Source organism: Nitratireductor aquibiodomus NL21 = JCM 21793, from assembly GCF_000615975.1.
Classification (GTDB): Bacteria; Pseudomonadota; Alphaproteobacteria; order Rhizobiales; family Rhizobiaceae; genus Nitratireductor; species Nitratireductor aquibiodomus.
The window spans coordinates 1-26,238 of sequence record NZ_BAMP01000063.1 but is presented as its reverse complement, the minus strand read 5'-3'; the positions used below and the strand labels follow the sequence as shown (position 1 = coordinate 26,238).

Sequence of the window (26,238 nt, the reverse complement as noted above, 5' to 3'; positions counted from 1 at the left end):
TTATTATTAATTACATAAAAAATAAAATAACTCATTGATTAATTTTTATCTTTATCCCTAATCAATTAAATAATTTTATTATTCTTTTATAACGCAATTAATACAAAATAATATCAAATTGCACTTCATTAATATCTCCGAAAACCGTAACAGTACATCACATGACACAACCGTTTCTGCGAAGCGTTTGGCGAAAGGCGTGAAACCCAGCCTTACGCGCCCTAAGTGCACTGACGGCCAGCCCATCTGAGCAGCCGGCAGGGAGGGCCGGTTTTGCCGCTTCCTGCCGGGCGAATTCAAAGGCTCATGTCGACCAAGGGTGCACTGAAGTACCAAAGCACGCTCGCTACAGAAGCTCCTTAATTCTCGCTGGACAGGGAATTTGTTCGCGCGTTTTGCCATGGCGTTCTGGAGGTTGACGGCCAGTTGCAGTCCCTCGGGATACAAAGAATGCCCGAGTTCTAGAACATTTGAGTTGCCAGTTCAGAGCGAGATTTGCCGGCACAGTCGTGGATATCGAGACGCCGAAGCGTTCCATACGGGACACCTCCTGTAGATTGCGTTGCCGCTTCATTCGCCGGTCAGGACACGTACGGCAGAAGCAAACCGGTGTTGGCGGAGTAGTCGACTTGACAGATCAGGCGCCTGCAACCCTGCCTGCCCGCCATCTCCGGCATCGAGCGACGATTGAGTTTGCCGTCATGGCATTCTCTATGGCTTCCTTTACAACCATTGGCCTCAGCCTCGTTGTCACCTCATGGATCGCGGCAGTCGAGGGATCGGTGTTCCTGGTCGGGCAGCTGTTTTTCGCCAGCAGCACAACCGCGTTCGTCTTCTCCATCTATGCCGGCGTGGTTACCGACCGGAAAAACCGGCTTTTGATCATCCGGCAGGGGCAGTCTCTAAGGATTCTGGGGGTCTGCGCGCTGGTCGTCGCCGCACTGGGCAGTTCAGCCACACCGTGGCTGTTTGCCTATGCGGTTCTCTTTTTGCTGGGGACGGTCCTCAATGCCGGTGCGCTGGATGGCATTGTCCAGCTGGCGGTCGATGAACATCTGCGTATGAAGCTCGCCATCCGCGTGTCGATTTGCCGTCAGCTCGGCATTCTATGCGGGACGGGCCTTGGGGGCGTTCTGCTTCATCACCTTCCGGCGATCTGGCCAGTACTGTTGATGGCAGTGCTGATGATGGTTCAGTTCGCCATTATCAACCTCTTCTTCGCGGACTACCAGAACGCGCCTTCAAAGCCGCCAGGGGACATCATTTCTGCATGGAGGGAGGGCTGAGGGCTATCCTCGAGCAGCCCCGGCTCGCCTTCACCATCCTGACCATGGGGCTGCTTCTTTCTGCATCCCAGATGGCAAATGTCCTCGTTCCGGGTTTTGTCAGGGACAGCCTGCAACGGGGCAGCGACGTCTATGGCCTTCTGGAGATGGCTTGGGCGGCCGGAGGCGGAGCGACCCTGGCGGCTGCAGCAGTGCGGACCAGATTGTCCGGCGCCCATCGCCGGGAGCTTGTGATCCTCATCGTGGCCGGGGTCGCCATGGCGGCTTTCGCCAGCTCGAGAAGCCTCCCATTGCTGGTCGCAATCTATGCGGCCCTTGGCGGGATGTTCGCGTGGGGAAGAGCCATATGTGACGGTCGAATACTGATTCTGGCAAAAAACGAGGAAATCGGCCGTGTGCGAGCAGCCACCTCGATGGTGGTCAGCCTGCTGGGCATGGCAATCTACATATCGCCCACGGTCATCGGCAGTGAAGATGCAATCCTCTACTACGTCTCTTGGGGTGTGGTGCTATCGGTCGCCGGCGCCGTGATGCTGGGCCTCTGCGCCCGGACAGGGTGGAGTTGAAGGCTCATGCCCGCCGCGACTGACAGAATCGCGCACAACTGCACCACGAACGTGGCGTCCCGCGTCATGGCGTGATACCGATGCCAGCTTCATCCTCGAAGCCTGCAAGGGAGGGTTGCGGTGACTGCTGATCTTTGGACACAGTACCTGCCAGGTCTGGCCCTGATACTTTCGATTTTCACCATCGGCGTTGCCAGCCCCGGCCCTGCAACGCTCATGATCATGGGAACGGCGATGTCACGGGGGCGCCCGTCGGCTGTGGCTCTGTCGCTCGGCGTCGTGACCGGCTCAATGTTCTGGGGATGCTTTGCCGCATTCGGCTTTGTCGCAGCCATAAAGGCATCCGCGGAGCTCTTTACCGCCATGAAGCTGGCCGGCGGCTGCTACCTCCTTTACCTGGCGTTCAAATCCTGGCGCTCGGCCATGGCTAGAGAAAAGCCGCAACAGGTTCAGGCGATGCAGCCGGTCAGCATCCGCCGATGCTTCGTCCAGGGCCTGCTGATACATCTCACCAATCCAAAGGCACCGCTGGTCTGGCTGGCGACACTTTCTGTCGGCATGGGAAACACGGCTCCCCTGCCGCTCCTGATGCTGACCGTGCTGCTTTGCGCCTTCATGGCGATGATCGTCTTTGTCGGCTACGCGTTTCTGTTTTCGACAATGGCTGCATCGAGGTTTTACATGTCGTTCCGTCGTCCTTTCGATGCCGTTTTGGGTTTCCTGTTCGGTGCAGCAGCCATCAAGATACTGACCGCCCGGATCGCTTGAGATTGCTGAACGGCGGTGGTTATCGGGGTGCGATCTTGCCGTTGCTATAGTTCTTCAACTCGATCACAAGCTCCTTCAGCAGTCTGGAAGGGCGCCGATTGGGGGGCATGAGCAGGAGCGTGCGGAAGTAGATGCTTGGCTCGAAGGGTTTCAGAATGAGCCCGGCGTTCAGATAGGGCTCCGCCGTCAGAGGATTCACCAGACCGCAGCCCAGTCCCGCGCTGACCATGGCGCAGATCGTTGTCGAGTAAGGCGTTTCAATCACCGTTCGTGGCATTCCACCACTTTGCTCAAACATGATATCTGCTTCGCGGCGGGTCGTATCTTCGGGCGCGAGAGCGATGAATGGGCGGTCGTGAAGGTCCTCGGGCCGAATAACATCAATATGCTCCAGCGGATGGCCCTCATAGAGCGCGATGCAGGCCTTGTGTGTGGCAAAGGGCGACGCGTCGACGCCCGTCAGATCGATCTCATCCGCCGCCAGCCCAATATCGAACTGTCCCTCAGCGACGAGATCGCGGACAACGGACGACATGCGCGCCTGAAGCGTAATCGCCACATTAGGGTGCGTTTTCTGAAAGGCGTGCAAAGCCCGCGGGACAATGTTCGTGCTCAGCGCCGAGAGACACGCAATCCTGATTTCACCAGAGCCGAAATCACGTATCCGCGCAGCCGCACTCCGCAGATGCCCCATGGAAATGAACGAGGCCTCCACCTCCCGGTGAAGCAACCGGGCCTCGGCTGTTGGTAGCATTCTGCTCTTCACCCGGTCAAAGAGCGGAAAGCCGATTGACCTTTCCAGTTCCTGCACCGCCTTGCTGACCGCCGGTTGCGAAATCCTCAGGACCTCGGCTGCACGGGATGCCGTGCCGTTGGTCATGACCGCATGGAAAACCTCGATCTGTCGCTGATTCATGGCCACCCTCCTTTCAACCCCTATAACTCACGAGAATAGACTTCATCAATCTTGATATTAGACGGAATACCTATCGCTGTGATGTAAGTGCGTCACAGAAAATGAAAGGCCCCCAATGAGCGATTGGACAAACTGTGTCACATCACCTGACGTTGATACCGAAGGGTTCAGGAGCCTCGCCTATCCGGTTCACCGCGCTTCGACGATCATCTTTCCCGACGCACAGGCTTATGCCGCGCGCCACGATCGCGGGCTCGATGGCTACACCTACGGACTTTCCGGCACCCCCACAGTCCGCGCACTGGAGCAGAAGATAAGTGCTCTGGAGGGTGGAGGCAGAACCCTGCTCGTTCCGTCGGGACAGGCTGCGTCCGCGCTGGCAATACTCTCCTTCATCCAGAAAGGTGATCGCCTTTTGATCGCGGACAGCGCCTATCCCCCCATCAGGGATTTCGCGCAACACGACTTGCGAAGGATGGGCATCGAGATCGCTTTTTACGATCCGACCGCGCCCGAAGAGCTTGAGAACCTGATCGATGAACGGACCCGAATGATCTGGGTCGAGTCGCCTGGCTCAACCACCATGGAAGTTCAGGATGTGCCGCGTATCTGCGCGATAGCGCACAGGGCCGGCGTTCTCGTAGGCTGCGACAATACGTGGGCAACGCCCCTAAACTTCAAGCCGCTAGTCCATGGCGCAGACATTGTCGTGGAAGCGCTCACAAAATACTTCGCCGGTCACTCAGATGCATTGATGGGCTCCATAACACTGGCGGATCCCGAAAACGCAACAACCGTCAGAGCAACCCTGAACAGGTTCGGCATTGGCGTTTCTCCAGATGAATGCTCTCTGGTCCTGCGCGGCATCGAGACAATGGCGGTGCGCCTGGACTATGCCAGCCGCACGGCAGCAAAACTCGCAGAACGGTTCTGCGCGCATCCGCTAGTGGACAGCGTTCTCTATCCGCCGCTGAAGGGGTCGCCAGGGCACGAAATCTGGCAGCGTGATTTCTCAGGCGCCAGTGCGGTCTTCAGCGTGGTTTTCAAAACACCTGCTACAGAGCATGTGCCCGCTGCACTAGATGCCCTGCAAACCTTTTCGATAGGCGCATCGTGGGGCGGCACCAGAAGCCTCGTTGCGCCCATGCCGGTCAAACAGCACAGAACCGCACGGCCATGGACCGGAGACGATCTCGTTCTGCGCATCAGCGTGGGGCTGGAAGATGCCGCCGATCTGGAAGCCGATGTTGAGCGGCTTTTAAACGTGCTCGCAACCCATGCGAGCGAAGACGCAGGCGCGTCGTGAAATTCAACTAACAATCAAGAAGGGGAATGAAATGAACAAGATACTCCGCAGGTCGGTCTTGCGTGCCGGTCTGGCAACCATGATTGCACTCACGGGACTGGCTGCTCCCTCGTTGGCCATGGCAGATGAGGCGATTTCCGAGCGCCTGTCTTCCGGGACGGTGACAATCGGCATTCACAATCGGGCTCCCTGGGGATTCCGGAATGCCGATGGTGAAGCCGCTGGATATCATCCGGATCTGGTGCGCACGGCTTTCGAGAAGCTCGGTGTCAGCAATATCGAGTTTGTGATCTCGGAGTTTGGTGCGCTCATTCCCGGATTGAACGCCAACCGGTTCGACATGATCGCATCCGGCATCGCGATCACGCCCGCACGATGCAAGGAAGTGATCTTCAGTGAGCCTGATCTGTCGGTCGGCGACGGGCTGCTCGTCAAGGAAGGGAACCCCAAAAACATCCACAGCTACGCGGATTTTGCATCGAACTCCGAACTCCGTCTCGCCGGCGGCCGGGGGACGCTGAACTCCAAGAATGCCATGGATGCAGGCGTTCCCAAGGATCAGATGCTTCTTTTGCAGGACACCAACGCCCTCGTTTCTGCCCTTCTGGCAGGACGTGCGGACGCTGCGACCCTTTCCGCGCCAAGCGTGGTTTCATTCCTGCAGGACCCGAACGTGAAGGGGCTGGAACGCGCACTCCCTTTCACTGGCAAGGTTGTCGATGGGAGACCCGCAGCTCTCTATACGGCCATCGCTTTCCGCAAGGCGGATACAACGCTGCGCGATGCCTACAATGCAGAGCTGAAAAAGCTCATGGACGACGGCACCGTCGATGAGATCATGAAGCGCTACGGCTTTACCGATGCAGAGAAAGCGCCGAACCTGCAGACGCAGGCGATCTGCAGCGAATAATGCAACGGTTGACCGCGATTGATCCGGAGGGGGCGCAGTGAGTTTTTCGGCCACGCTTGCCGGCATTTTCGAGGGGCTCGGCGTAACAGCCACCATCACTCTCTATGGGATGATGTACGCCGTGCCCTTCGCTCTTGTCTTTGGCGTTTTGCAGCATTTCACTAGGGGATTTGCGCATCTGCTCGTGACCTCGATCATCGAGTTCTGGCGCAGTTCGCCGGTGATTATCCTGCTCTTCGTTTTCTATTACTCACTGCCAAGCTTCGGCATAACACTCTCCGGCATCACCGTAGGCGCGATGGCACTCGGACTGAACATCGGCGGCTATGGCAGCCAGTCGGTCCGGGCCGCATTGCAGGCGCTGGATGTCGGCCAGGTGGAGGCCGGCAAGGCTCTGGGTTTGCGGCGGATCGAGATCCTGGGCCTGATCGAGCTACCGCAGGCCTTTGCAGCCATGGTGCCGACTTTCATCAATCAGTTCATACAACTGATCAAGGGGACGGCGCTCGTTTCGCTTATCACCCTGACCGACATGACCTTCCGCGCAAAAGAAATTTCGCAACTGCAATACGATCCGGTCGGCACCTACACGGCCCTGCTGCTTGCATATTTCATCGTCTGTTACCCGGCGACCATACTTGGACGCTGGACGGAGCGACGCGTGAGCATCGAAGGGAGGGGACAGCGTGACGTTTGATTTCGCCTTCGCCCTCTCCGTTCTGCCCACGATACTCGCCGCCGTGGGCACGACGATCTGGGTTGCCATTGCAAGCTGTCTGGGCGCTGCCCTGCTCGGCTTTGTTCTGGAGATCCTTCGCCGCAGCGGTCGCCTGCTCGGCTACGCGATGCGGTTTGTCATTGACTTCATCAGGTCCACCCCGGTTCTGGTCCAGATTTATTTCCTCTATTTCGTTCTGCCGTTCTATGGCGTGACGCTACCCGCATACGCCGTCGGCGTTCTGGCGTTAAGTGTCTACTACAGCGGTTATCTGGCAGAAGTGTTCAAAGCGGGTATTGACACCATCTCGGCGGGGCAGTTCGAAGCGGCAACGGCACTGGGCCTCAAGCACTTCGACACCATCATATTCGTCATCGCGCCCCAGATGTTGCGCAACATCGCGGCCCCGATGGGCAACTACTTCGTATCGATCCTGAAGGCGACGCCCTATCTGGCCGTGATTGCTGTCCCGGAAATGCTGGGCGCCGCGATGGAAGTCTCAAGCGACACTTTTCGCTACGCAGAACCGATGCTGATCGTCGGAGTGGTCTTCCTGATCCTCGCCGTATCGATCGCACAGCTCGTGCGTCAATTGGAGAACAAGCTCTTGGCATCGGAGAAACGATAGCATGACTGCCGTAGAAGCAATGTCCACGGGAGTTGTGGGAGGCGTGCTGGAAATGGAGCCAGCCGTTGAAATCAAGAAACTCAACAAATGGTACGGCAAGCTGCATGTCCTGAAGGATGTCGATCTCACGGTCGGAACCGGCGAACAGATCGTCATCTGCGGACCGTCCGGTTCCGGCAAGTCGACGCTCATCCGCTGCGTCAACCAGCTGGAAGAGCATCAGCAGGGCGAGATCCGCGTCAATGGCCGCGAAGTCGGCCCCGGCGTGCGCGCCATGCATGAAATCCGCCGGAATGTCGGCATGGTTTTCCAGCACTTCAATCTGTTCCCGCACCTCACCGTGCTCAGAAACTGCACCCTGGCCCTGACGCGCGCAAAACGCCTGCCGCGCGGCGAGGCAGAGGACATCGCGCGGCACTACCTCGCACGAGTCAAAATACCGGAAAAGGCGGATGCTATCCAAGCCAGCTCTCAGGCGGGCAACGCCAGCGCGTGGCCATCGCACGCGCTCTATGCATGCATCCACGGGTCATGTTGTTCGATGAGCCGACTTCCGCTCTCGACCCCGAGATGATCAAGGAAGTTCTGGATGTCATGACGGAACTGGCCCGCGACGGGATGACGATGCTCTGCGTCACGCATGAGATGGGCTTCGCCAGAAAAGTCGCAGACCGCGTCGTGTTCATGGATGGCGGATCCGTGGTGGAGGAAGCGCCACCCGAAACGTTCTTCTCTCATCCCGAGAACGAGCGAACACAGCGCTTCCTCAGCCAGATCCTTTAACGTCATCAGAGAGTATTGATCACAATGTCTGACGTCAGCATGCTTTGGACCGGGCTTGATTACGAGCGATCGGACAAACAATCCGATTACCTCCGCCTGCCGCATTCATCGGACCTGTCCGCCTATGGGTGGATTCCCATCCCCCTGGTGGTCATCGCCAACGGGACAGGCCCTACGCTTCTGCTGACGGCAGGCACGCACGGTGATGAGTATGAAGGGCAGATCGCCCTCAACCGTCTGGCGCGCGAACTTCGTCCAGAAGACATCAATGGCCGCGTCATTATAATGCCCGCGCTGAACTTTCCTGCCGTCATGGCGGGGCGGCGTGTTTCCCCGCTGGACGAGGGCAACCTCAACCGACTCTTTCCGGGTGACCCGAAGATGGGACCGACGGCTGCGATCGCGCACTATGTCGACAAGGTTCTGTTCCCGAAATGCGATCTGGTGATCGACCTGCATTCGGGCGGACGCTCGCTCGACTATCTGCCGCTGGCGCTGGCGCATCCCGGCTCGAACGACGCTCACAGAGAAAAAGTGAAGTCGCTCCTCAATGCCTTCGGCGCGCCATTCAGCGTGTTAACCGATGGAAGCGGTGGTGGTGGGCACACCACATTGTACGCCGCAGCCGCCAAACGCGGTATTCCGGCGCTAACGACAGAACTCGGAGGCGGCGCAACCCTGTCGCCTCGCGGCTTGACGATAGCCGAAACCGGTGTCCGCCGCGTACTGAAACACTTCGGAATTGCACCGGGCCTGAATGTCGACGACACGTCCTCGACGCGGCTCATGCGCTCACTGGGAAGGGATGCCGCCATTTACGCTTCCGAAGGCGGGCTGTTCGAACCCAAGGCCGATCTCGGCGAAATGGTTGCAGCCGGCGATCTGGCCGGGCGCATCCACTTTCCCGATAGTCCGATGAGAGACCCGGTGGAACTCCATTTTTCCAACGCCGGCATGATCAGCTGCCGCCGCTTCCCGACATTGACCCAGCGCGGCGATTGCCTCTTCAACCTGATGACGGACGCCAAATAGGCTCGGTGCGCGCCTCCGGTTCCCCTCTTGCAGCCGTTCTGAAAGCGCAACTGCTGCATAATTTCGAGTGCCTGAAACACGCATTGCGTTGCAGATGTCTTGCCCGCGACAATGGGCCTTTCACTTGCGGATGGGGACAGACAATTTCATCAAGCGGCAAAAGCATCCGGCTATCCGAAAACGATCCCTGTCGAGCAGAGCGCGGAGCTCATCTCCCACAGGCTTGACCTGTGGGCGTGTATCAGCCCGCGTTGAGCCAGACTTCTCCCGCCCGGACGAGCCGACCGACAACGCGTTGATCGAAGCCTTCAACGGCAAGTTCCGCAGCGAATGCCTGAATACTGCAGGTTTTTGGCGCTTGGTACCCCCAAAAAACCTGGTTCGGAACGGTTCCAGAGGACGGAGGCGCACGTCAGAACGCGTCAAAGGCCAGCATGTGGACGGCGCATTCAGAGTGCACGCCCGCATGAAGAACGGTCAAGCTGACGGTGGTTACCGCCTCCAGACGATCTTCATCTTTGAGTTGAAAGTCTGATTTGACCCACCGAATATCAAGTTGCGCCCCTTCCGTTCCCGACGCCATTCCTTCACCGTGTCGCTCAAACAAGGACTTGGCCCGCGCGGGCGTCACAAATCACGCTGATCGAGCTGGCGCGACACTTCTTCCTGACAACTCCGAAAGAGGCTGTTTCCTTGGATGGTCGAACACGAAAAGTCCGAGTAAAAGGCACGCATCACAGGACACTGCCAGTGGTTATACGAACTGAAACGATATTGATTGGGCAACGATCTGCCCTATCCCGCGCGCCTTGCATCAGAGAATTCCGCGACGAAACAACCAACCGACTTTCTCAACCACAACAGGAAAATTCGTGTGCCTCTTGTGCATTCTCCAAACCTGCTTTAGTCCGCACAGTTACCGAGGAACAAAACGAAGTGGTTGACCAAAGTGAGTCTTATTCCAGTGATCATCAGTGGCGGTGCCGGGTCCCGGCTCTGGCCGTTGTCGCGAGAAGCCTTGCCGAAGCCCTTTATAGAGTTGCCAGACGGAAGTACCTTGATAGGGCGGACCTATGCGCGCGCGGCGGCGCTGGATGGTGTCCGTCACATTGTTACGGTGACGAACCGCGAACACCTGTTCCTGACTCTCGACGCCTACGCATCTGCAAGCCCTGAAGCACGTCCCAATGAATTCATACTGGAGCCATTCGGTCGTGATACTGCGGCGGCCGTTGCACTTGCGACCGTACGCGCAAATCAGGAGGCTGGTGCTGATGCCGTATTGCTCATTCTGCCGGCGGATCACCTGATCCGTGATGAGCACGCCTTTGCAGAGGCAGCGAACAAAGCCATCGAACTCGCCCAGAGTGGTCGCATCGTTACCTTCGGCATCGTCCCGGAACACCCTGAAACCGGGTATGGGTATATTGAAGCCGATGGCGCAGACGTTCTGAAGTTCGTGGAAAAGCCGGACGCAGAAACCGCTGCCTTCTACGCATCCAGTGGCCGCCATTATTGGAACTCAGGCATGTTCTGCTTCAAGGCCAGCACCATGCTTGACATCATGAAAAGCCTCTGCCCGGAGATTGTAGCGGGTGTAACAGAGGCGCTTTCGACCGCCCGCCTCGGAAGCAACGGCGAGAACAGAACCCTGGAAGTTGGCCAGGAGCCATTTAGCGCGGTGCCCGCCACGTCAATCGATTATGCCGTTATGGAGAATGCCGAACATGTAGCCGTCGTGCCTCTCACATGCGGATGGTCGGACATCGGTTCCTGGTCCGCCATGGCTGATCTGGTCGACGCCGATACGGTAGGCAATCGGGTGACCGGCGAGGCCGTAGTTGAGGATTCGTCGAATTGCTTCATACATTCAGAGGATCGTCTGGTAAGCCTCGTTGGTGTTTCAGACCTCCTTGTTGTTGATACAGCAGATGCGTTGCTCGTTGCGCATAAAAACGAGGCACAGAAAGTGAAAACGGTCTTCCAGCGGTTACGCTCGGAGGGTCATGAAGCAGCAAAACTCCACCGGACAGCACACCGCCCCTGGGGCACGTACACTGTCCTTGAGGAAGGGGAGCGCTTCAAGATAAAACGCATCGAGGTGAAGCCCGGTCATCGACTGTCGCTGCAGGCCCACCACCATCGTTCCGAGCACTGGGTCGTGGTTGCGGGGACGGCGAAAGTTGTAAATGGAGACAAAGAGTTACTTCTCACTCACAATCAATCAACCTATATCCCGTGCGGACACAAGCACCGGCTTGAGAACCCTGGGATATTGCCACTTGTTCTGATCGAGGTTCAAAGCGGAGATTACCTCGGCGAGGATGACATCGTCCGTTTTGAAGACGTGTACGGACGAAATTAACAGGATTGGGCATAATCGATATGGATCGGAAACGCGCTCTCATTACAGGAATAACGGGCCAGGATGGTGCATACCTCGCACAGTTCCTGCTGAGCAAGGGTTATGAAGTGCACGGGTTGCTCCGCCGGAGCGCTTCAGCCGACGTGATTGGATCTCGCCTGAGGTGGTTGGGCATAGCCGACAGCGTCGTGCTTCATGATGGCAATCTGACAGATCTTTCAGGCCTTCTGAGGGTGATGCAGGAGGTGAAACCGGCCGAGGTTTATAACCTCGCAGCCCAGTCGTTTGTAAAATCGTCGTGGCAGCAGCCTCTACTGACCGGATCCGTGACAGGGCTGGGCGCCGCCAACATGCTTGAGGCAGTCCGTATTGCTTGTCCCGATGCCCGCTTCTATCAGGCTTCTTCGTCTGAAATGTATGGATTGATCCAGGAACCGGTGCAATCGGAGACGACGCCATTTTACCCGCGTTCGCCCTACGCTGCAGCGAAACTCTATGCACATTGGATGACCGTCAACTATCGGGAGAGCTTTGGGCTTCACGCCTCCAGCGGCATATTGTTCAATCACGAGTCCCCTTTGCGCGGTATCGAATTCGTGACGCGAAAGATTACTGACGGCGTTGCCCGCATCAAGCTGGGAATGCAGGATAAACTGGCCTTGGGCAACATGGACGCCAAGCGGGACTGGGGCCATGCACGCGATTACGTTCAGGCAATGTGGCTGATGCTTCAGCAGGACGTTCCCGAAGACTATGTTATTGCCACGGGGCGCACCGTGGCCGTGAGTGAGTTCTGCAGACTCGCCTTTGAACATGCCGGTCTCACCATGGAAGATCACGTGGTTCAGGACGAACGCTACATGCGGCCTGCAGAAGTAGACGTCCTGCTGGGCAACCCCGAAAAAGCCCGGAAGAACCTGGGGTGGACACCGGAAACGACGCTGGAAATGCTGGTCGCGGAAATGGTGGAAGCGGACCTTCAGCGTCTACGGCACCACGAGCATCTGTAGAATCTCGATTGGTCAGTCTTATGCGTGTTCTGATTACCGGCGCATCTGGGTTCGTAGGCCCGCATCTTGCTTGGGCGTTCGGGGACGCGTGTAAGGACGATGTGGAGATCTTGCCCACCGCAAGAATATCCACATCGCACCCCGTTCTGGGGCATGTCGAAGCGCTTGATGTAACAGATCGCGCAATGGTCGATACTGCCATCAAGCGTCACATGCCTACGCATGTCGTGCACCTCGCCGGCATTGCTTCTCCCGTTGCAGCAGCGAAAAACCCGGACCAGGCTTGGCGGGTACACGTCGACGGGACACGCAACATTGCCTATTCCATTATGGAGCACGCGTCGCACTGCACTTTGATCCATGCAGGATCGGGGCTCATCTACGGCGAGAGTGCAAAAGCGGGCCTTCCACTGGATGAGAACACCCTCCCCGCTCCCATCGACGAGTATGGCGCATCAAAAGCCGCCGCTGATTTGGCCCTTGGGGCGCTGGCCACTCGCGGCCTGAAGGTTGTTCGGATGAGGCCTTTCAACCACGCTGGTGCGGGCCAAACAGAGGAGTTCGTCACCACGGCCTTCGCCATGCAGGTCGCGCGTATCGAAGCGGGACTGAGTGAACCTGTCATTCATGTCGGAAACCTCGATGCGGAACGCGACTTTCTCGACGTCCGCGATGTTGCAGCAGCCTATGTCCGGGTGGCTTCTGAGGCGGCCAGCATCGCGCCGGCCGCAATTTTCAACCTAGCTTCCGGGCGTGGGTACAAGATCGCCGACGTTCTGCGCAGACTACTGTCCCTCAGCCCGAAGGCCATTGAAATCAGACCGGATCCGGAACGCCAAAGGGCCAGCGACCTCCCTCGCGTGGTTGGCAATGCACAGAAAGCCCGCGATAAGCTGAACTGGAAACCGGCCTATTCCCTTGACGACACCATCGCCGAGGTTCTCTCAGACTGTCGGCGGCGGGTGGCTGCCGAACGACCGGGAAAATAAAGATGCTATTGGCGATCTGGTCTTATCGACACTTTATATCCGCTGCAATCATGGGGGAACTTCGTGCGCGCTATGCACGCTCCCGACTGGGCCTTCTATGGTCGGTCCTGCATCCGCTGGCGCAGGCGCTCATTTTCGCTCTGGTTCTTTCGAAGGTTCTCGGGGCGAAACTTAGTGGTGTCGAGCATGATGCCGCCTACCCGATCTATCTTCTGTCCGGCATAGCCGCGTGGAATCTTTTTAGTGAGATACTGGGGCGCTGCCTGAATGTCTTTGTAGAATATTCGTCAGCCCTGAAAAAGATCGCCTTTCCAAGGATCTGTCTTCCGATGATCGTATGGGGCGGCGCGCTCATCAACCATGTGCTGCTTCTGGTGGCGATCGCCGTCATATTCCTGTTTCTCGGATTTACGCCATCAATCACCTGGCTTGCACTGCCGCTGGGTGTTCTTTTTATCTCGCTTTTTGCCTTCGGGCTGGGGGTTATTCTGGGCCTGTTCAACGTGTTTTCCCGCGACATCGGCCAGGCACTCACGGTCGTGCTGCAATTGTGGTTCTGGATGACCCCCGTCGTCTACCCTATCGCCATCGTCCCTGATAACCTTTTGCCAATTCTTGAGCTCAATCCGATGGTGGCGCTGGTTGGCATCTATCACGACGCACTTCTTTACAAGACCTGGCCCGACATTGGGTCGCTCATCTGGCCGGCACTGATTGCCGTGACACTGTTTGGCGCCGCCTTCGTGCTCTTCCGCCGCGTCAGCCCCGAATTGGTGGACGCGCTATGAGCCGGCAAACCGTCCTGACACTCGACGATGTCAGCAAGCACTACGCTGCCTATCCCTCAAATCTCATCCGCTTTGCGAACTGGTTTGGCGCGGGCCTGCAGCCGGCAGAGGTTTTCAAGGCGGTCAGCAATGTCAGCTTCTCCCTCAGGAATGGCGAGGCAATCGCACTGATCGGTCAGAACGGTGCCGGAAAAAGCACGCTGCTCAAGATGATTACCGGCACCGTACGTCCGAGTTCGGGCAGGATCGCCGTCCAGGGAAGAATCGGCGCCATTCTGGAACTGGGTCTGGGTTTCAATCCTGAATTCACCGGGCGGCAGAATGTCTATCAGGCAGGCGGACTAATGGGTTTCCCCCGCGAGGAGTTGACCCGGCTCATGCCTTCGATTGAGGATTTTGCAGAGCTGGGAGATTTTTTCGACCAGCCCCTGCGCGTATACTCATCGGGCATGCAGGCAAGACTGGCTTTCTCCCTTGCAACCGCCGTGCGGCCCGACGTTCTGATCATCGACGAGGTTCTGAGCGTCGGCGATAGCTATTTTCAGCACAAGAGCTTTGATCGGATGCGCCGGTTCCGCGACGAGGGCGCGGCCATCGTTCTCGTCACGCACGGGTTGGGCGATGTGCGCGCGCTGTGCGACCGCGTTCTCCTGCTCGACAAAGGGCGCGTTGTCAAAGACGGCGCCCCCGACGAGGTCGTAGACTATTACAACGCGATGATCGCGGAGAAGGACAATGCGCGCCTTCAGGTCGAACAGAGCCGCGGAGAAAATGGCTGGCAATATACCCGATCGGGCACCTACGAGGTCACGATGACCAATCTCCAGCTGCTTGATGCGCAGACGAAACAACCGGTGGCAACTGCGCGGATCGGTCAGTCGCTGGTGCTGCGGCTGACCGCACAGGCAAACACGGGAATCCCGAACCTTGTCCTCGGCTGCATGCTGCGCGACCGTACGGGCCATGTGATATGGGGAACCAATACATGGCACACCAGACAGGCAGTGCAGAATGTCGGACCGGGTGAGTCCGTTCACTTCAATCTGCACTTCCCGTGCCATCTCGGCCCGGGATCCTATTCCCTCACGCCGGCGTTGACCAGCTCCGATACCCACCTCGACAACAATTACGAATGGCAGGACAATGCGGTCGTGTTCGAGGTGGTGAATCCTGATCGGCCAGTCTTTATCGGCAGTTCCTGGCTCGACACGAAATTCGAAGTCAAACGGGGCGACGCGTGACCTTAGTTTCATATGCGCAGAATTTTGAAGACGTCATTCTGTGGCGTGCGCTCAAACATGTTGAGAACGGCTTCTACATAGATGTCGGTGCGCAGGATCCGGTGTTCGAATCGGTCAGCCTGGCGTTTTACAAAAACGGCTGGCGCGGCGTTCATGTCGAGGCGGACCCTCACTATGCCGAGTTGCTGCGCGAGGCACGCCCGGATGAGGATGTGATAGAAGCCGCAGCCGGCAACGATGAGGGTGAAATCGAGTTTTTTTCGGTCACCGATACCGGGCTCGGTACCGGCGATAAGGATATTGCACAGAGGCACGAAGCAGAGGGGCGAACGGTAAAGCCCCTGCGCGTGCGTTGCCTGCCCTTTCAGCAGATACTCGACCGCTATGCAGACCGGGACATCCATTGGCTGAAGATCGATGTCGAAGGTATGGAGGAGGCCGTCATTGACGGCTGGGGCACGTCACATGCGCGTCCGTGGGTGGTGGTGCTGGAAAGCACCATACCAAACTCGCCTGTACAGAATTATGCTTCGTGGGAGCCGAAATTAACTGCCCTCGGATACGAATTTGTCTATTTCGACGGTCTAAACCGCTTCTACGTGAGTGTGGCGCATCCTGAACTCAAGGCCGCATTCGGCCCGGGCCCGAACTTCTTCGACAATTTTGTTTTGAGCGCAACCGTCCCCTTTGCCTGTGAGGGCGAACCTAAGCAAAGCGAAGGAGATGTAGATCCAGTCGACGACAGGAGTTTCAGAAAAACTCTGGAGCGGCGACTACTCAGGGAGCAGACCTCGCGCCGCAGCCTTGAGCTCAACCTCGAGATGGCAAATGAGGAAGTTTTCAGAATCAAATCAGCCAATCAACAGCTAAAGGAAGATACCAGTAGGGTAAAATCAGCCAATCAACAACAAAGGGAAGAAGCCGCCAGGATTAACGCGGCACATCTCGAGCAGATGAACGCAATCTACAACAGCACCTCCTGGCGCATCACCGCGCCCTTGCGCGCGCTGTCCCGTTCCGCCAGATGGTTCCTGCAACGTTCGTGGGCGTGGCTGACCCTGAAGCCGGGTTCGCGCCCGCGGCGCGCGGCCAAACTTTTCCTCATCAACGCGATCGTTTACACTAAATATAGACCAAACCTTAAAAAACTATCATTATACATACTCAGCTTCACACCTCGTATTGAGAGTAAAATTCGGTCAGTACTGGGAAGTGGGGCACCACATCCGAGCGGGGGCTCCGGCTACGTTGGTCACCTAGGGGAACTTATCCGTGATGAAGATGATTTAACCGCCGATGCCAAGAGAATATATAAAATAATTAAGAATAATAATTAGGATCGATAGATTTATGAAAATCGTTATTGATATGCAAGGTGCGCAATGCACCAGCCGATTTCGTGGAATTGGGAGATACTCTCTTTCACTGGCGAAAGCGATCGCTCGTAACCGAAAATCCCATGAGATTGTACTGGTTCTAAATGGACTTTTCCCAGATAGCGTCGAGCCAATCCGTGCGGAGTTTAATGACCTCATCCCACAAGAAAATATTCGCGTCTGGTATTCCGTCGGGCCCGTGCATTCTCACGACCCTTACAACAAAACACGCCGGAATCTGTCCGAACGGTTGAGAGAGGCGTTTATAGAAGATTTAAACCCAGATGTACTACTTAATACTAGTATAATAGAGGGTTTTGGCGACAATGCAGTCTCCAGCGTTCAGACCATTGATACTTCATACATAGTTTCCTCTATTTTTTATGATGCTATACCGATAATTAACCCGGATAGCTACCTAAACCCTAATCCAGTATTCAAAAAATTGTATCTTGAAAAAATAGACTATATCAAAAAATCCGATATTCTCCTATCAATATCGGAATCATCAAGAAAAGAAGCTATCGAATATATTAATATTCCCGAACACAAAATATTCAACATATCTTCGGCAACAACAAGTGATTTTAATAAAAAGGAAATTAACAGAGATGAAGAGGACGAAATTCGTCGTGAATTTAATATAACTAAAAAGTTCCTTATGTATTCTGGGGCTACAGATGACAGGAAGAACCATATCGGACTGATCAGCGCGTTTGCTGCCCTTCCCGAGCGATTGAGACAGGAATACCAACTCGTGATCGTCGGCGGGATGCCCGATGATCACAAGAAGAGATTCGAAAATCATGTTGAAAATTTAAAATTGATACATGGAGATGTCATATTTACTGGACGAGTAAATGACGATGAGCTCGTAGCTTTATATAATCTATGTTATCTTTTTGTCTTTCCATCTCTTCACGAGGGATTTGGCCTCCCTATTCTCGAGGCTTTGTCTTGCGGGGCAGCAGTAATTGGCTCTAACAATACAAGCGTCCCGGAGGTCATCGGTGCTGAAGAGGCTCTTTTTGATCCCACCTCGGTAGCTTCAATTAGCGAGGCGATTTTCCAAGCACTTACAGATAGGAGATTTTATACGTATCTGAAAGAGCGCGGCCCCACCCAAGCTGAAAAATTTTCATGGGACATCTCTGCGGTCCGTGCCTTGGAGATATTTGAATGCGCATGCATTGATAATCAGCCCTCTTCAAAGCCGAAGATTGACGCACGGAGTTGGGCCATCGAGCAGGCGGTACAGTTTTCGGGCGGGTTGACGGAGAGTGAGCGGCTTTTGACCGCCCAGGCAATTAGCAGGAACCACCCCCGCCAAGATGATACAAAACGGTTGTTTTTGGACATTTCCACGATATTTCGTGAAGACCTTAAAACCGGCGTCCAGAGGGTTGTTCGAAACCTATTGAAGGAGATAATATTGTCTCCACCAAATGGCTACCAGGTAGATCTGGTATACTCTGATATCGATAGCAACTATCGATACGCAAATTCTTTTAAGGAACACTTTTGCGATATAGCAGAATACGAATCAAGAGGTTCAATACATGCATCCCCCGGTGATGTATTTTTCGGACTGGACCTCTCTCCACCTAATGTGATTACGCATCGTGATTTCTATCAAGGGCTTCGAAGGCATGGTGTGCGCGTCGAGTTTATGGTATACGACCTGCTTGCGATCACTATGAGTAGATATTTCCAACAAGATGTCGTTTCTTCATTTGAGAGATGGTTCGAGGTCATTTCTGAGTGCGATGGCGTTATTTGTATATCTGAGGCAGTCGCATCTGACGTAAGCCGGTATATCGAAAAAATGCACCGGGGGACTCGTCGCCCATTTCGTGTCAGCTGGGCGCATCTCGGTGCTGATATGGAGAACTCAGCCCCAAGTTTCGGTCTACCCGATGTTGCTGATGAGCTTTTGGCCAAGTTGGCGCAGAAGCCGACATTTGCCATGGTCAGCACCATTGAGCCACGCAAGGGCTATGCGCAAGCGCTGGCAGCGTTTGAAGAGCTCTGGGCTCGAGGAACCGACGTTAATCTGGTGATCGTCGGCAAACAGGGCTGGAATGTGGATGCTCTGGTTCACAAACTGCGAACGCACCCGGAGCTGAACAGGCGCCTGTTCTGGCTCGAGGGCATTTCCGATGAGTATCTGGAAAAGATCTACGAGGCTGCCTCCTGCCTGATCGCGGCTTCCGAAGGCGAGGGCTTCGGCCTGCCACTCATCGAGGCAGCGCGCCACAAGCTGCCGATTCTGGCGCGTGACATTCCGATTTTCCGTGAAGTGGCGAGCGCGCATGCGGCGTATTTCGGCGGGAGCACACCTGCCGCGCTGGCAGGTGCCGTGCAAAACTGGCTTTCCGCATATCAGAACGGTCAGCATATTAGGTCCGATGACATGCCCTGGATCACATGGAGGGAGAGCGCGAAGCAGATGATGACTGCGTTGTTCGACAGCTCTGATGCCCAGTCTCCCCGCCATTCGGCCGATCTACCGCGCGAACGGAGCATTTCGCTCGGCGCCTGAAACGGCGCCAGACAAGAGGAACACATCAAACTCATCATACAGGCTACCTGCCTCAGAGAGGCAGCCCTCGTGTCTGTCGCTCCGGCCACGCCGCCGCACCAGGTGTCCGCAGCGATCTGGTCGAATGGTTGCTGATCGAGGATTGCAGAGTGATTTTACGGTCGGGACTACAAAAGCGCACAGGGTGGACCATATGGTCCGCCTCGGGCACAATCAGGAACCTCATGAATGTTCAAGCCCGAGGTCGTCGCCCTGCTTGGGCAAGCACACAGAATATAAAATAAGAGCTCTACGCATTATTACACTCGCCACTCAAATTATAAATTATATAAATATATATTCATGTTCGCGAAAGTGAAATGATCTCAAAATTTGAACTCCTTCTACTTCATGATTACTTCGCCATTCGTGGAGGCGGGGAGCGCCTTGTTCTGACTCTTGCTCGAGAATTGGAAAACGCCACTCTCGTCTACGGTTACCAAACCGATGATAGTTTTGGCGAATTCTTTTCCGATATTGAATCGAGCTCCTTGAACGTTCCGGCTTTTCTCCAGAAACCTCAACTGCGTATCCCTGCACTGGCGCTAAAATTCTCAATGCAGAGGCGCTATGCCGCATCCTTCCCAGTACGAATTTATTCGGGTGTTTCAGCACCGTTCGCCGTCCCCAGATCACAAAGTTCTGGCGTAGATATCTTCTACTGCCATACTCCACCGCGCTTTCTTTTTGATCAGCGAGCGTTGTTCACCGCGCGCCAAGGCATGTTAAGAAAACTGGTCACACGACCGCTGATGCATCTTTTCGAAAAGGGTTACAGAAACTCTGTGACCCAGATGGATCTGATAATCGCCAATTCCGAGAACACGCGAAAGCGAATAAAGAAATACTTGGGTCGCGATAGTGTCGTTGTTTACCCACCGGTGGACATCGATCAGTTTAAATGGAAAAGCCAAGGCGATTATTACCTGTCGACCGCTCGCCTTACCCCATTGAAGAGGGTTGAAAAGATCGTTGAGGCCTTCCTGGCCATGCCGGACAAAAAACTGGTGGTCGCGTCAGGCGGCGATGACCTGGAGCGTTTGAAGCAGATGGTCGGGAACGCCCCGAACATCGAGTTCCGAGGCTGGGTCAGCGATCAACAACTCAAAGACCTCGTAGGCAGAGCCATCGCTACCATCTACCTGCCGGTGGACGAGGATTTCGGGATTTCCCCCGTCGAATCCATGGCTGCGGGCAAGCCGGTGATCGGAGTGCGCGAGGGCGGGCTTCTGGAAACGATCGAGAATGACAAAAGCGGACTTCTGCTAAAGCCCGACTTTTCTATTCAGGATATCGCCGATGCCGTCGGCGTTATGACCAAGGAAAGAGCAATTGAGATGCGCCCCAACTGTGAGGCAAGAGCACAGCAGTTTTCAAGGGAGCGCTTCGTAACGCAAATGCAGGGCATTATCCGCGACTTGCGCCAGCAAGACGCTGATAAATCTTGAGGTAGTCGGCGGCCATGCCGTCAGCGCGAAACAGGCTCTGGAAACGTTTTTCAGCGCACCGGCCCATGCGCGCCCGCATATCCTCATCGGCCAGAATAGCCAGCATCGCTTCAGAGAGCGCTTTTACGTCGCCCGGAGGAACAACAATCCCTGTTTCTCCGTCCTTGTTGATAAAGCTTGTCCCCGTTCCGATCTCGCAAGAAATCATGGGCTTGCCAGCGCGCGCCGCTTCGGCAAGCGATATGCCAAATGCTTCAGAACGCAAATGTGAAGGAAAGACAAATCCGGCGCAGAGCGTCAAAAGCGCTTCTTTCTCCGCCTCACTGACCTCCCCAATATAGCGAATGTTTTCCGGAAGTGTGGATACATCGATGTCTCCTCGCTGCCGCCCACCAGCGATCACCAGTGGAATCCTGCTTGCTTCGGCTGCGGAAACGAGGAACTGCAGGCCTTTGTAGTATCGCAAGGCCCCCACAAACAGCAGAAAACCTTCACCAAGCATGCTTCGCAGGCGCTGTACATCTTCCGCCACGGCGGCGGGACGCTCAGGCAATCCGATCGGGATTACTGAGGTCTTTTCCTTATACCGAGCAAGAATTGGACTGCTGTCCCGATAGTTGGGTGACGTGGCAACAATCTCATCAACACCATCAAGGAACCGGGTCATAACCGGTCTATAGAAGCGCAAGAGGTTCTTCTGCCTAATGATATCGGAGTGGTATGTAACGAGAGACGGCTTACTCATCCCCCTCAATATATAAAGTAAATCTCCCATCGGCCAGGGGAAATGATAATTTATTATATCGGCATCATCAAATATTCTTTTCGAATACAAAATTGATGATACCGACAAACTAGAAGATGATATATTTATTTCACACTTAAATTGCCTTACAAGATGATTCCCTATCTTCAATGGGGTCGCAGAGGGCGAATTGGATAGAGTGAAAACCTCATTTTCAACGCCGTATTTTCCCGTGTTTTCCGCAAGTGTGTGAATAACCCGGGGCACACCTGTAAAATCATCTGGCAAGTAGGTCTTGTATACGTGCAAAATTTTCATAAGCGAGCAGTTCCATACGATCCGGATTGTTTCGGTAACACTCTTTAACCGCCGCTTCCAACTGAATAGCCTGAATTTTTGCGCCCGGCCCTCCGCCCCGCGAGCAGCCGGAGCGGTCGGGATACCTACCCAGCACCCCGCAGCAATCCGGGCCAAGGTTGTTATCTCGGACCATACCGCTTCGTGAGCGCCCTCTTCGGCATGCGACTTTATCACCCGGTCCCGAGTTCAGGAATGGTAGCTGGCTTAAATCCGACGCCTATGAAACTGCAGCAGGCCGTATTCCGATCGGGCATCGTAGAACCATCCGGTCGATACCGAGCCCTACGGGTCCACTCCCCACCCCTCAGTCACACATCGCTCTGAGCGCCTCGACATTGATCACTTCCACTGTGCGCGTGTTCGCCAGGCGCACGAGCCCCCTGGATTTGAATTTCGAGAAGGTCCGGGACACGGTTTCGATCGTCAGGCCGAGATAGTCGCCAATGTCGGTGCGCGACATCGCAAGCTGCACCTCGCGGTCGCTGTTCTGGCGTTCCATCATGTCGAGCAGGAAGGCGGCAACGCGCTCGGCGGCGTTCTGCCGGCCGATCACAAGCAGGTGCTCCTGGGCCCGCACCAGTGCGGCCAGAGCGGCATCCAGCGTCTGACGCCAGTTGATCTCGCTGGCCGGCTTGCGGAAAACACGGATGCCCGCATGGCCCACAGCCTCGGCAAAGAAATGATGCTGGCCGTCGGCCTCGAAACCGAAAACCTCACCGGCAATGTGGAAGGCGCTGATCTGACGCCGACCGTCGGCAAGAAGGCGATAGAGGCGAACCGCGCCAAACTCGACCTGATAGAGCGCACTGGCCTGCTCGCCCTGTGCATAGATCTCTTCATTGGCATCGTAGAAAACGACCTGGTGAGGCTGATCAGGCGAAAAGGATGCGGGCGTCCTGCGCGCCTCGGCATGATGCCGGCCTGCGCCGAAAGGAATATTGAGCGTTTGGGCGGTTGCGGCCTGTGCAAACATGGGTGCCTCCGTCATGTGACGGTCCCTATGTGCCGCGATCGCAGACCGCGCGAAATTCGGTTTTTCCCCTACGGGAATCTACGTAGCGCCGGCTTTTCCCTGCGGCCCGCCCCCTCCAGAAGCGCCTGAACCGCATTCACAACGGCGCTGCCCAGAAGTGGTTTTTCAACAGTGCGCATGTGCTCGGCCTGCGGCATGTCCTGAAGCGTGTCCGCGAGAAGAACAAACGGGCCGTCATCTGCGGCAAGTCGGGCAACCGGCATTCCTGCTCGATAAGCACATCATGATCAACAATCATGCAGTCCGCATCCGCGCGCAGGCAACCGGCTTCCGCAAGACTGTCCGGTACGACCACATCGAACCCCTCCGTTTCAAGCATGAAACGCAGCGACAGGCGAAAGGCGGAATCGGGCGCCACCACGAGAATCGTTCCAACCACACCGGCATCTCCTCACTGCCGGGAGAATGCGCAATCCGCCACGGCAGCACGCAATGTCAGCCTTGGTCGACCACAGCGCATTGCGCTGGATCAAAATGCCGCATGAATGGCGTTTGTCAGTGCGCCGTATCGCCGGCCAGCAGGGCCATCCGCACCAGCTCTGGCAGATTTCTGGCCTGCATCTTGGCCATCACATTGGCCCGGTGCACTTCAACGGTCCTGGGTGAAATGTCGAGTTCGAAGGCGATCGTCTTGTTGGGCAGGCCGGCGACGATGCGATGCATGACCTGCTGCTCGCGCTCGGAAAGCTGCAGGACCCGCTCGCGCACCATGCCGGCATCCGCGTCTGCCTGCGGCCTCGTTTCCAGCTGCTGGATGGCCCGTGAAACGGCTTCCATCAGCACATCGTCGGAGAAGGGCTTTTCGATGAAATCCAATGCCCCCGCCTTCATGGCCTCCACCGCCATCGGCACATCCCCATGCCCGGTGATGACAATCGTCGGCAGCATGTTTCCGTCCTGACCCAATCGCTGCAGCAGTTCGACGCCGCTCATGTCGGGCATTCTCAAATCGGTGATCAGGCAGGCGTTGCGCAGGCCGGGCGCACTCTTGAGAAACTCGGTCGCCGAGCTGTGCACCCGCGCTGCGTGGCCGGACATGGTGAGCAGAAAGGCCAGCGACTTGCGAACCGGTTCCTCGTCATCGACAATGTGGATCACCACGTCTTCAGGCATTCTGCAGTTCCTGTTCTTTCAGTGCCGGCAGTGTGAAACGGAAGGTGGTGCCTTCCCGTGAGGTTTCGATCAGTCTCAGCATACCGCCATGGGCTTCCGCAATTCTCTTGGAGATGGCCAGGCCGACCCCCATACCGCCCCGCTTGGAGGAAACGAAGGGCTTGAACAGGCTTTCGGCGATCTCGTCCGGTACGCCGGAGCCCGTATCCGACACATCGATATCGATCGCGCCGGCTCCATCAGATACGACCGAAACCCGGAGCTCGCGCTGCGCGCTCTCGCGCATGGCTTCCATCGCGTTGCGCATAAGGTTGATCAGGATCTGCTGGATCTGCACCCTGTCTACAAAAACCTCTTCAAGCCCCGGTTCGAACTCGAACACCGTGCGGATGCCAAGCTCGCGCGAGCCCATCAGCGCCAGCGCAGCAGCTTCCTCGACAAGGCTCTGCAGGTTCTCCGCCTGCTTTTCGCTTTCGCCGCGCGTCACAAACTCACGCAGATGGCGGATAATCTGCCCAGCGCGCAGCGATTGCCGCGTGGTTTCTTCAAGAGCGTCGCGCATCCGCTCGGCAACAGGGTGGTCGAGGTCGTTCAGGAGGCGCTTGCAGCCCTGCACATAGTTCGACACAGCGGAGAGCGGCTGATTCAGCTCATGAGCGAGCGTCGAGGCCATCTCCCCCAGTTCGTTCAACCGCGCGAGCCTGGCAAGTTCGGCCTGAACCTGCTCCATCTGCGCCTCGGTTTCGGCCCGTTCCGTCAGATCGCGTATGAAACCGGTGAAATAGGTGTGCCCGCCGCTTTGCATTTCGCCCACCGCAAGCTTCATCGGAAAGGTCGAACCATCCTTGCGGCGCCCGACGACCATTCGGTCGATACCGATGATCCGCCGTTCGCCCGTGCGTTTGTAGCGCTCGATATAACCGTCATGCTGCCCCTGATACGGCTCCGGCATGAGCATGCTGACGTTACGGCCGCGTGCTTCTTCTTCCGTATAGCCGAACTGGCGCACCGCAGCCCGGTTGAACGAGATCATGATTCCCTTGTCATCAATCACCACCGTGGCATCCGGCACAGTGTCGAGAATGGAACTCAGATGCGCATCGCGTGCGGCCAGCTGCCGGCGAACCTGTCGGCCCGCGTCCTGAGCGTTAAAGTAAGCGCCGCCCACATGGGCGAGCAGTACGAGAAACGCGATCAGCGCAGCAAAGGCAGGAATGGAAAGCGGCAGTGCCGCCAGTACACCAACGAGAGCGATGGCGCATGCAGTCAGTGCGACAGCCACAAGACCGGCCGTGCGTCCGCCGAAGATTGACGCATAAAGTGCAATGAGAGAGGCCAGAAACAGAACCCACGTGTCGCCGAAGGCTGTGCCCAGCCAGAGCCGCGCCGCCAGCAGCACGACGCTTCCGCCGATCGCTATGGCGTACCCCGTCACACCGGCACGGCGTGCCGGTTCAGCCAGATCAAATTCAGGACTCACGCTCGCCCCTTCGCACGCAGTGCCTTGTCGCGCGCATTATTTCGATCGCAGGGACATACCGCAAGTGACGTGCTGACGCGGGGCACGATGGACAGTCGCTTTTCCTGCACGACGTTTGATCCAGCGCAAAGACGCCCCGCCGAACAGCCGCCAGACTGGGCGATCACAGAGGATTATGCTCATGACGCGCATTTCGAAAAACATCGAAGCCCGTGCAAAGCTGATGGGCAAGATGATGGACCGCTGCGATGTCGATATCCAGCGACTGGCCGCGGAGCGACTTGGCCTCACGCTTGCCTCGGCGATTCGGTCCTGTGGCCTGTGCCGCAATGCAGATTCCTGCGAGACATGGCTGGCTGCAACGGCAGGCGAAACAGCGCGCACGCCTCCCTCATTCTGCCCTAACGCCAAAGTCTTCGAAGCGAGGGCCCGGACCGTCAGGGAAAATGCCCGCAGTGATCGGCCCGACACAAACGCCTGACAGATTCAGCCGCATGAGCGGCAATTCAGCATTCAATCCAGTCTGAAAACCTGTCCGAACGGCGGTCCGTTTTTTTTGAACACCATTTGGCAAGAAAAGCCGGGCGGATACTTCCCCCGAATCCGCCCGGCCGCCGTCGCGCTGCGCCGCCAGTGGTTGAACACGACGGCAATTTAGGCACGACGGCAATTCCAAAAAGCGCTTTCTGAGTTGACCTCGTCCCGCGCCCACAATCTGTTTATCGCGTTCCCCAGAGCATCGGACCGAAAAGTGGAATCCGGTTTTCGGGCTATTCCGATGCTCCATCAATAGTTT

The 26,238-nt window shown here is 56.3% G+C and carries 25 protein-coding genes and 2 pseudogenes; 19 read left to right on the top strand and 8 right to left on the bottom strand.

The window, feature by feature from the left end; translation table 11 throughout:
• Positions 1 to 509 precede the first annotated feature (509 nt).
• The 3 genes from JCM21793_RS16060 (at position 510) to JCM21793_RS16050 (ending at position 2,620) form a co-directional block, all read left to right on the top strand.
• Positions 510 to 1,286, top strand: a complete 777-nt coding sequence (locus JCM21793_RS16060) for an MFS transporter (RefSeq protein ID WP_155983462.1) — start codon at positions 510 to 512, stop codon at positions 1,284 to 1,286.
• Positions 1,271 to 1,852, top strand: coding sequence for an MFS transporter (locus JCM21793_RS16055; protein WP_025031017.1), 582 nt, complete (start codon positions 1,271 to 1,273; stop codon positions 1,850 to 1,852). The genes JCM21793_RS16060 and JCM21793_RS16055 overlap by 16 nt, the downstream gene beginning before the upstream one ends.
• A gap of 120 nt (positions 1,853 to 1,972) precedes the next feature.
• Positions 1,973 to 2,620: a LysE family translocator gene (locus JCM21793_RS16050; protein ID WP_007009039.1), complete on the top strand. Its 648-nt coding sequence runs from the start codon at positions 1,973 to 1,975 to the stop codon at positions 2,618 to 2,620.
• 19 nt (positions 2,621 to 2,639) lie between these two features.
• Here JCM21793_RS16050 and JCM21793_RS16045 read toward each other — a convergent pair whose 3' ends face one another.
• Positions 2,640 to 3,536 (bottom strand): LysR substrate-binding domain-containing protein, encoded by an 897-nt coding sequence (locus tag JCM21793_RS16045; protein WP_025031016.1) that lies wholly within the window; start codon positions 3,534 to 3,536, stop codon positions 2,640 to 2,642.
• A gap of 115 nt (positions 3,537 to 3,651) precedes the next feature.
• Between JCM21793_RS16045 and JCM21793_RS16040 the strand changes: the two genes are divergently transcribed.
• The 7 genes and pseudogenes from JCM21793_RS16040 to JCM21793_RS30485 form a co-directional block, all read left to right on the top strand.
• The gene (locus JCM21793_RS16040; RefSeq protein WP_025031015.1) at positions 3,652 to 4,842 is read left to right on the top strand and encodes a trans-sulfuration enzyme family protein; all 1,191 of its coding nucleotides are present in this window, start codon (positions 3,652 to 3,654) and stop codon (positions 4,840 to 4,842) included.
• A 31-nt stretch (positions 4,843 to 4,873) separates the two neighbouring features.
• On the top strand, positions 4,874 to 5,752 hold the full coding sequence (gene ehuB, locus JCM21793_RS16035; RefSeq protein WP_007009036.1) for an ectoine/hydroxyectoine ABC transporter substrate-binding protein EhuB: 879 nt from the start codon (positions 4,874 to 4,876) through the stop codon (positions 5,750 to 5,752).
• Positions 5,753 to 5,789: 37 nt separating this feature from the next.
• Positions 5,790 to 6,449 (top strand): amino acid ABC transporter permease, encoded by a 660-nt coding sequence (locus tag JCM21793_RS16030; RefSeq protein WP_007009035.1) that lies wholly within the window; start codon positions 5,790 to 5,792, stop codon positions 6,447 to 6,449.
• Entirely contained in the window at positions 6,439 to 7,098 is a 660-nt protein-coding gene (gene ehuD / locus JCM21793_RS16025; protein WP_025031014.1) for an ectoine/hydroxyectoine ABC transporter permease subunit EhuD, read from the top strand. Before JCM21793_RS16030 ends, ehuD begins: the two co-directional genes overlap by 11 nt.
• 19 nt (positions 7,099 to 7,117) lie before the next feature.
• Positions 7,118 to 7,881: pseudogene (locus tag JCM21793_RS26475) on the top strand (amino acid ABC transporter ATP-binding protein).
• Positions 7,882 to 7,905: 24 nt separating this feature from the next.
• A complete protein-coding gene (locus tag JCM21793_RS16015) occupies positions 7,906 to 8,913 on the top strand; it encodes a succinylglutamate desuccinylase/aspartoacylase family protein (protein WP_025031013.1) in 1,008 nt (335 codons plus the stop codon).
• Positions 8,914 to 9,075: 162 nt separating this feature from the next.
• Positions 9,076 to 9,274: pseudogene (locus JCM21793_RS30485) on the top strand (integrase core domain-containing protein); the annotation flags it as partial.
• A gap of 51 nt (positions 9,275 to 9,325) precedes the next feature.
• Here JCM21793_RS30485 and JCM21793_RS29510 read toward each other — a convergent pair.
• Positions 9,326 to 9,496, bottom strand: a complete 171-nt coding sequence (locus JCM21793_RS29510) for a hypothetical protein (RefSeq protein WP_162175228.1) — start codon at positions 9,494 to 9,496, stop codon at positions 9,326 to 9,328.
• A 366-nt stretch (positions 9,497 to 9,862) separates the two neighbouring features.
• On the opposite strand from JCM21793_RS29510, the gene JCM21793_RS16005 reads away from it, so the two are divergent.
• The 8 genes from JCM21793_RS16005 to JCM21793_RS15960 all read left to right on the top strand — a co-directional run bounded on the left by JCM21793_RS16005 (position 9,863) and on the right by JCM21793_RS15960 (position 20,711).
• A complete protein-coding gene (locus JCM21793_RS16005) occupies positions 9,863 to 11,278 on the top strand; it encodes a mannose-1-phosphate guanylyltransferase/mannose-6-phosphate isomerase (RefSeq protein ID WP_025031012.1) in 1,416 nt (471 codons plus the stop codon).
• 20 nt (positions 11,279 to 11,298) lie between these two features.
• Positions 11,299 to 12,288 (top strand): GDP-mannose 4,6-dehydratase, encoded by a 990-nt coding sequence (gene gmd, locus JCM21793_RS16000; RefSeq protein WP_025031011.1) that lies wholly within the window; start codon positions 11,299 to 11,301, stop codon positions 12,286 to 12,288.
• 20 nt (positions 12,289 to 12,308) lie between these two features.
• Positions 12,309 to 13,277 (top strand): NAD-dependent epimerase/dehydratase family protein, encoded by a 969-nt coding sequence (locus tag JCM21793_RS15995; RefSeq protein ID WP_036540582.1) that lies wholly within the window; start codon positions 12,309 to 12,311, stop codon positions 13,275 to 13,277.
• A 50-nt stretch (positions 13,278 to 13,327) separates the two neighbouring features.
• Positions 13,328 to 14,065: an ABC transporter permease gene (locus tag JCM21793_RS15990; protein WP_244439808.1), complete on the top strand. Its 738-nt coding sequence runs from the start codon at positions 13,328 to 13,330 to the stop codon at positions 14,063 to 14,065.
• A complete protein-coding gene (locus JCM21793_RS15985; protein WP_025031008.1) occupies positions 14,062 to 15,306 on the top strand; it encodes an ABC transporter ATP-binding protein in 1,245 nt (414 codons plus the stop codon). The genes JCM21793_RS15990 and JCM21793_RS15985 overlap by 4 nt, the downstream gene beginning before the upstream one ends.
• The gene (locus tag JCM21793_RS28845) at positions 15,303 to 16,643 is read left to right on the top strand and encodes an FkbM family methyltransferase (RefSeq protein WP_025031007.1); all 1,341 of its coding nucleotides are present in this window, start codon (positions 15,303 to 15,305) and stop codon (positions 16,641 to 16,643) included. The genes JCM21793_RS15985 and JCM21793_RS28845 overlap by 4 nt, the downstream gene beginning before the upstream one ends.
• Positions 16,644 to 16,656: 13 nt before the next feature.
• Complete coding sequence (locus JCM21793_RS28840) at positions 16,657 to 19,224, top strand: glycosyltransferase family 4 protein (RefSeq protein ID WP_081784747.1); 2,568 nt, start codon at positions 16,657 to 16,659, stop codon at positions 19,222 to 19,224.
• Between the two features lie 359 nt (positions 19,225 to 19,583).
• The gene (locus JCM21793_RS15960; RefSeq protein WP_036540577.1) at positions 19,584 to 20,711 is read left to right on the top strand and encodes a glycosyltransferase; all 1,128 of its coding nucleotides are present in this window, start codon (positions 19,584 to 19,586) and stop codon (positions 20,709 to 20,711) included.
• Here the strand turns inward: JCM21793_RS15960 and JCM21793_RS28835 are convergent.
• From JCM21793_RS28835 to JCM21793_RS15935, 5 genes are all read right to left on the bottom strand, one after another.
• On the bottom strand, positions 20,671 to 21,774 hold the full coding sequence (locus JCM21793_RS28835; protein ID WP_025031003.1) for a glycosyltransferase: 1,104 nt from the start codon (positions 21,772 to 21,774) through the stop codon (positions 20,671 to 20,673). The genes JCM21793_RS15960 and JCM21793_RS28835 overlap by 41 nt on opposite strands.
• A 346-nt stretch (positions 21,775 to 22,120) precedes the next feature.
• Positions 22,121 to 22,789 (bottom strand): helix-turn-helix domain-containing protein, encoded by a 669-nt coding sequence (locus tag JCM21793_RS15950; protein ID WP_025031002.1) that lies wholly within the window; start codon positions 22,787 to 22,789, stop codon positions 22,121 to 22,123.
• Positions 22,790 to 22,925: 136 nt separating this feature from the next.
• Positions 22,926 to 23,228 carry a response regulator gene (locus JCM21793_RS15945; RefSeq protein ID WP_025031001.1) on the bottom strand — a complete coding sequence of 101 codons (303 nt, stop codon included), beginning with the start codon at positions 23,226 to 23,228 and terminating at the stop codon, positions 22,926 to 22,928.
• Positions 23,229 to 23,344: 116 nt separating this feature from the next.
• Positions 23,345 to 23,962, bottom strand: coding sequence for a response regulator FixJ (gene fixJ, locus JCM21793_RS15940; protein WP_025031000.1), 618 nt, complete (start codon positions 23,960 to 23,962; stop codon positions 23,345 to 23,347).
• Positions 23,955 to 25,442: a PAS domain S-box protein gene (locus JCM21793_RS15935; protein ID WP_025030999.1), complete on the bottom strand. Its 1,488-nt coding sequence runs from the start codon at positions 25,440 to 25,442 to the stop codon at positions 23,955 to 23,957. The genes fixJ and JCM21793_RS15935 overlap by 8 nt, the downstream gene beginning before the upstream one ends.
• Positions 25,443 to 25,617: 175 nt before the next feature.
• Here JCM21793_RS15935 and JCM21793_RS31540 point away from each other — a divergent pair, with 175 nt between their 5' ends.
• Positions 25,618 to 25,923, top strand: coding sequence for a DUF6455 family protein (locus tag JCM21793_RS31540; RefSeq protein WP_007009024.1), 306 nt, complete (start codon positions 25,618 to 25,620; stop codon positions 25,921 to 25,923).
• On the opposite strand, the gene JCM21793_RS29825 is transcribed toward JCM21793_RS31540, so the two are convergent.
• Positions 25,834 to 26,238, bottom strand: a 405-nt coding sequence (locus JCM21793_RS29825) for a hypothetical protein (RefSeq protein WP_210164480.1), incomplete at its 5' end; no start/stop codon positions are given. The two genes, JCM21793_RS31540 and JCM21793_RS29825, sit on opposite strands and share 90 nt — an antisense overlap.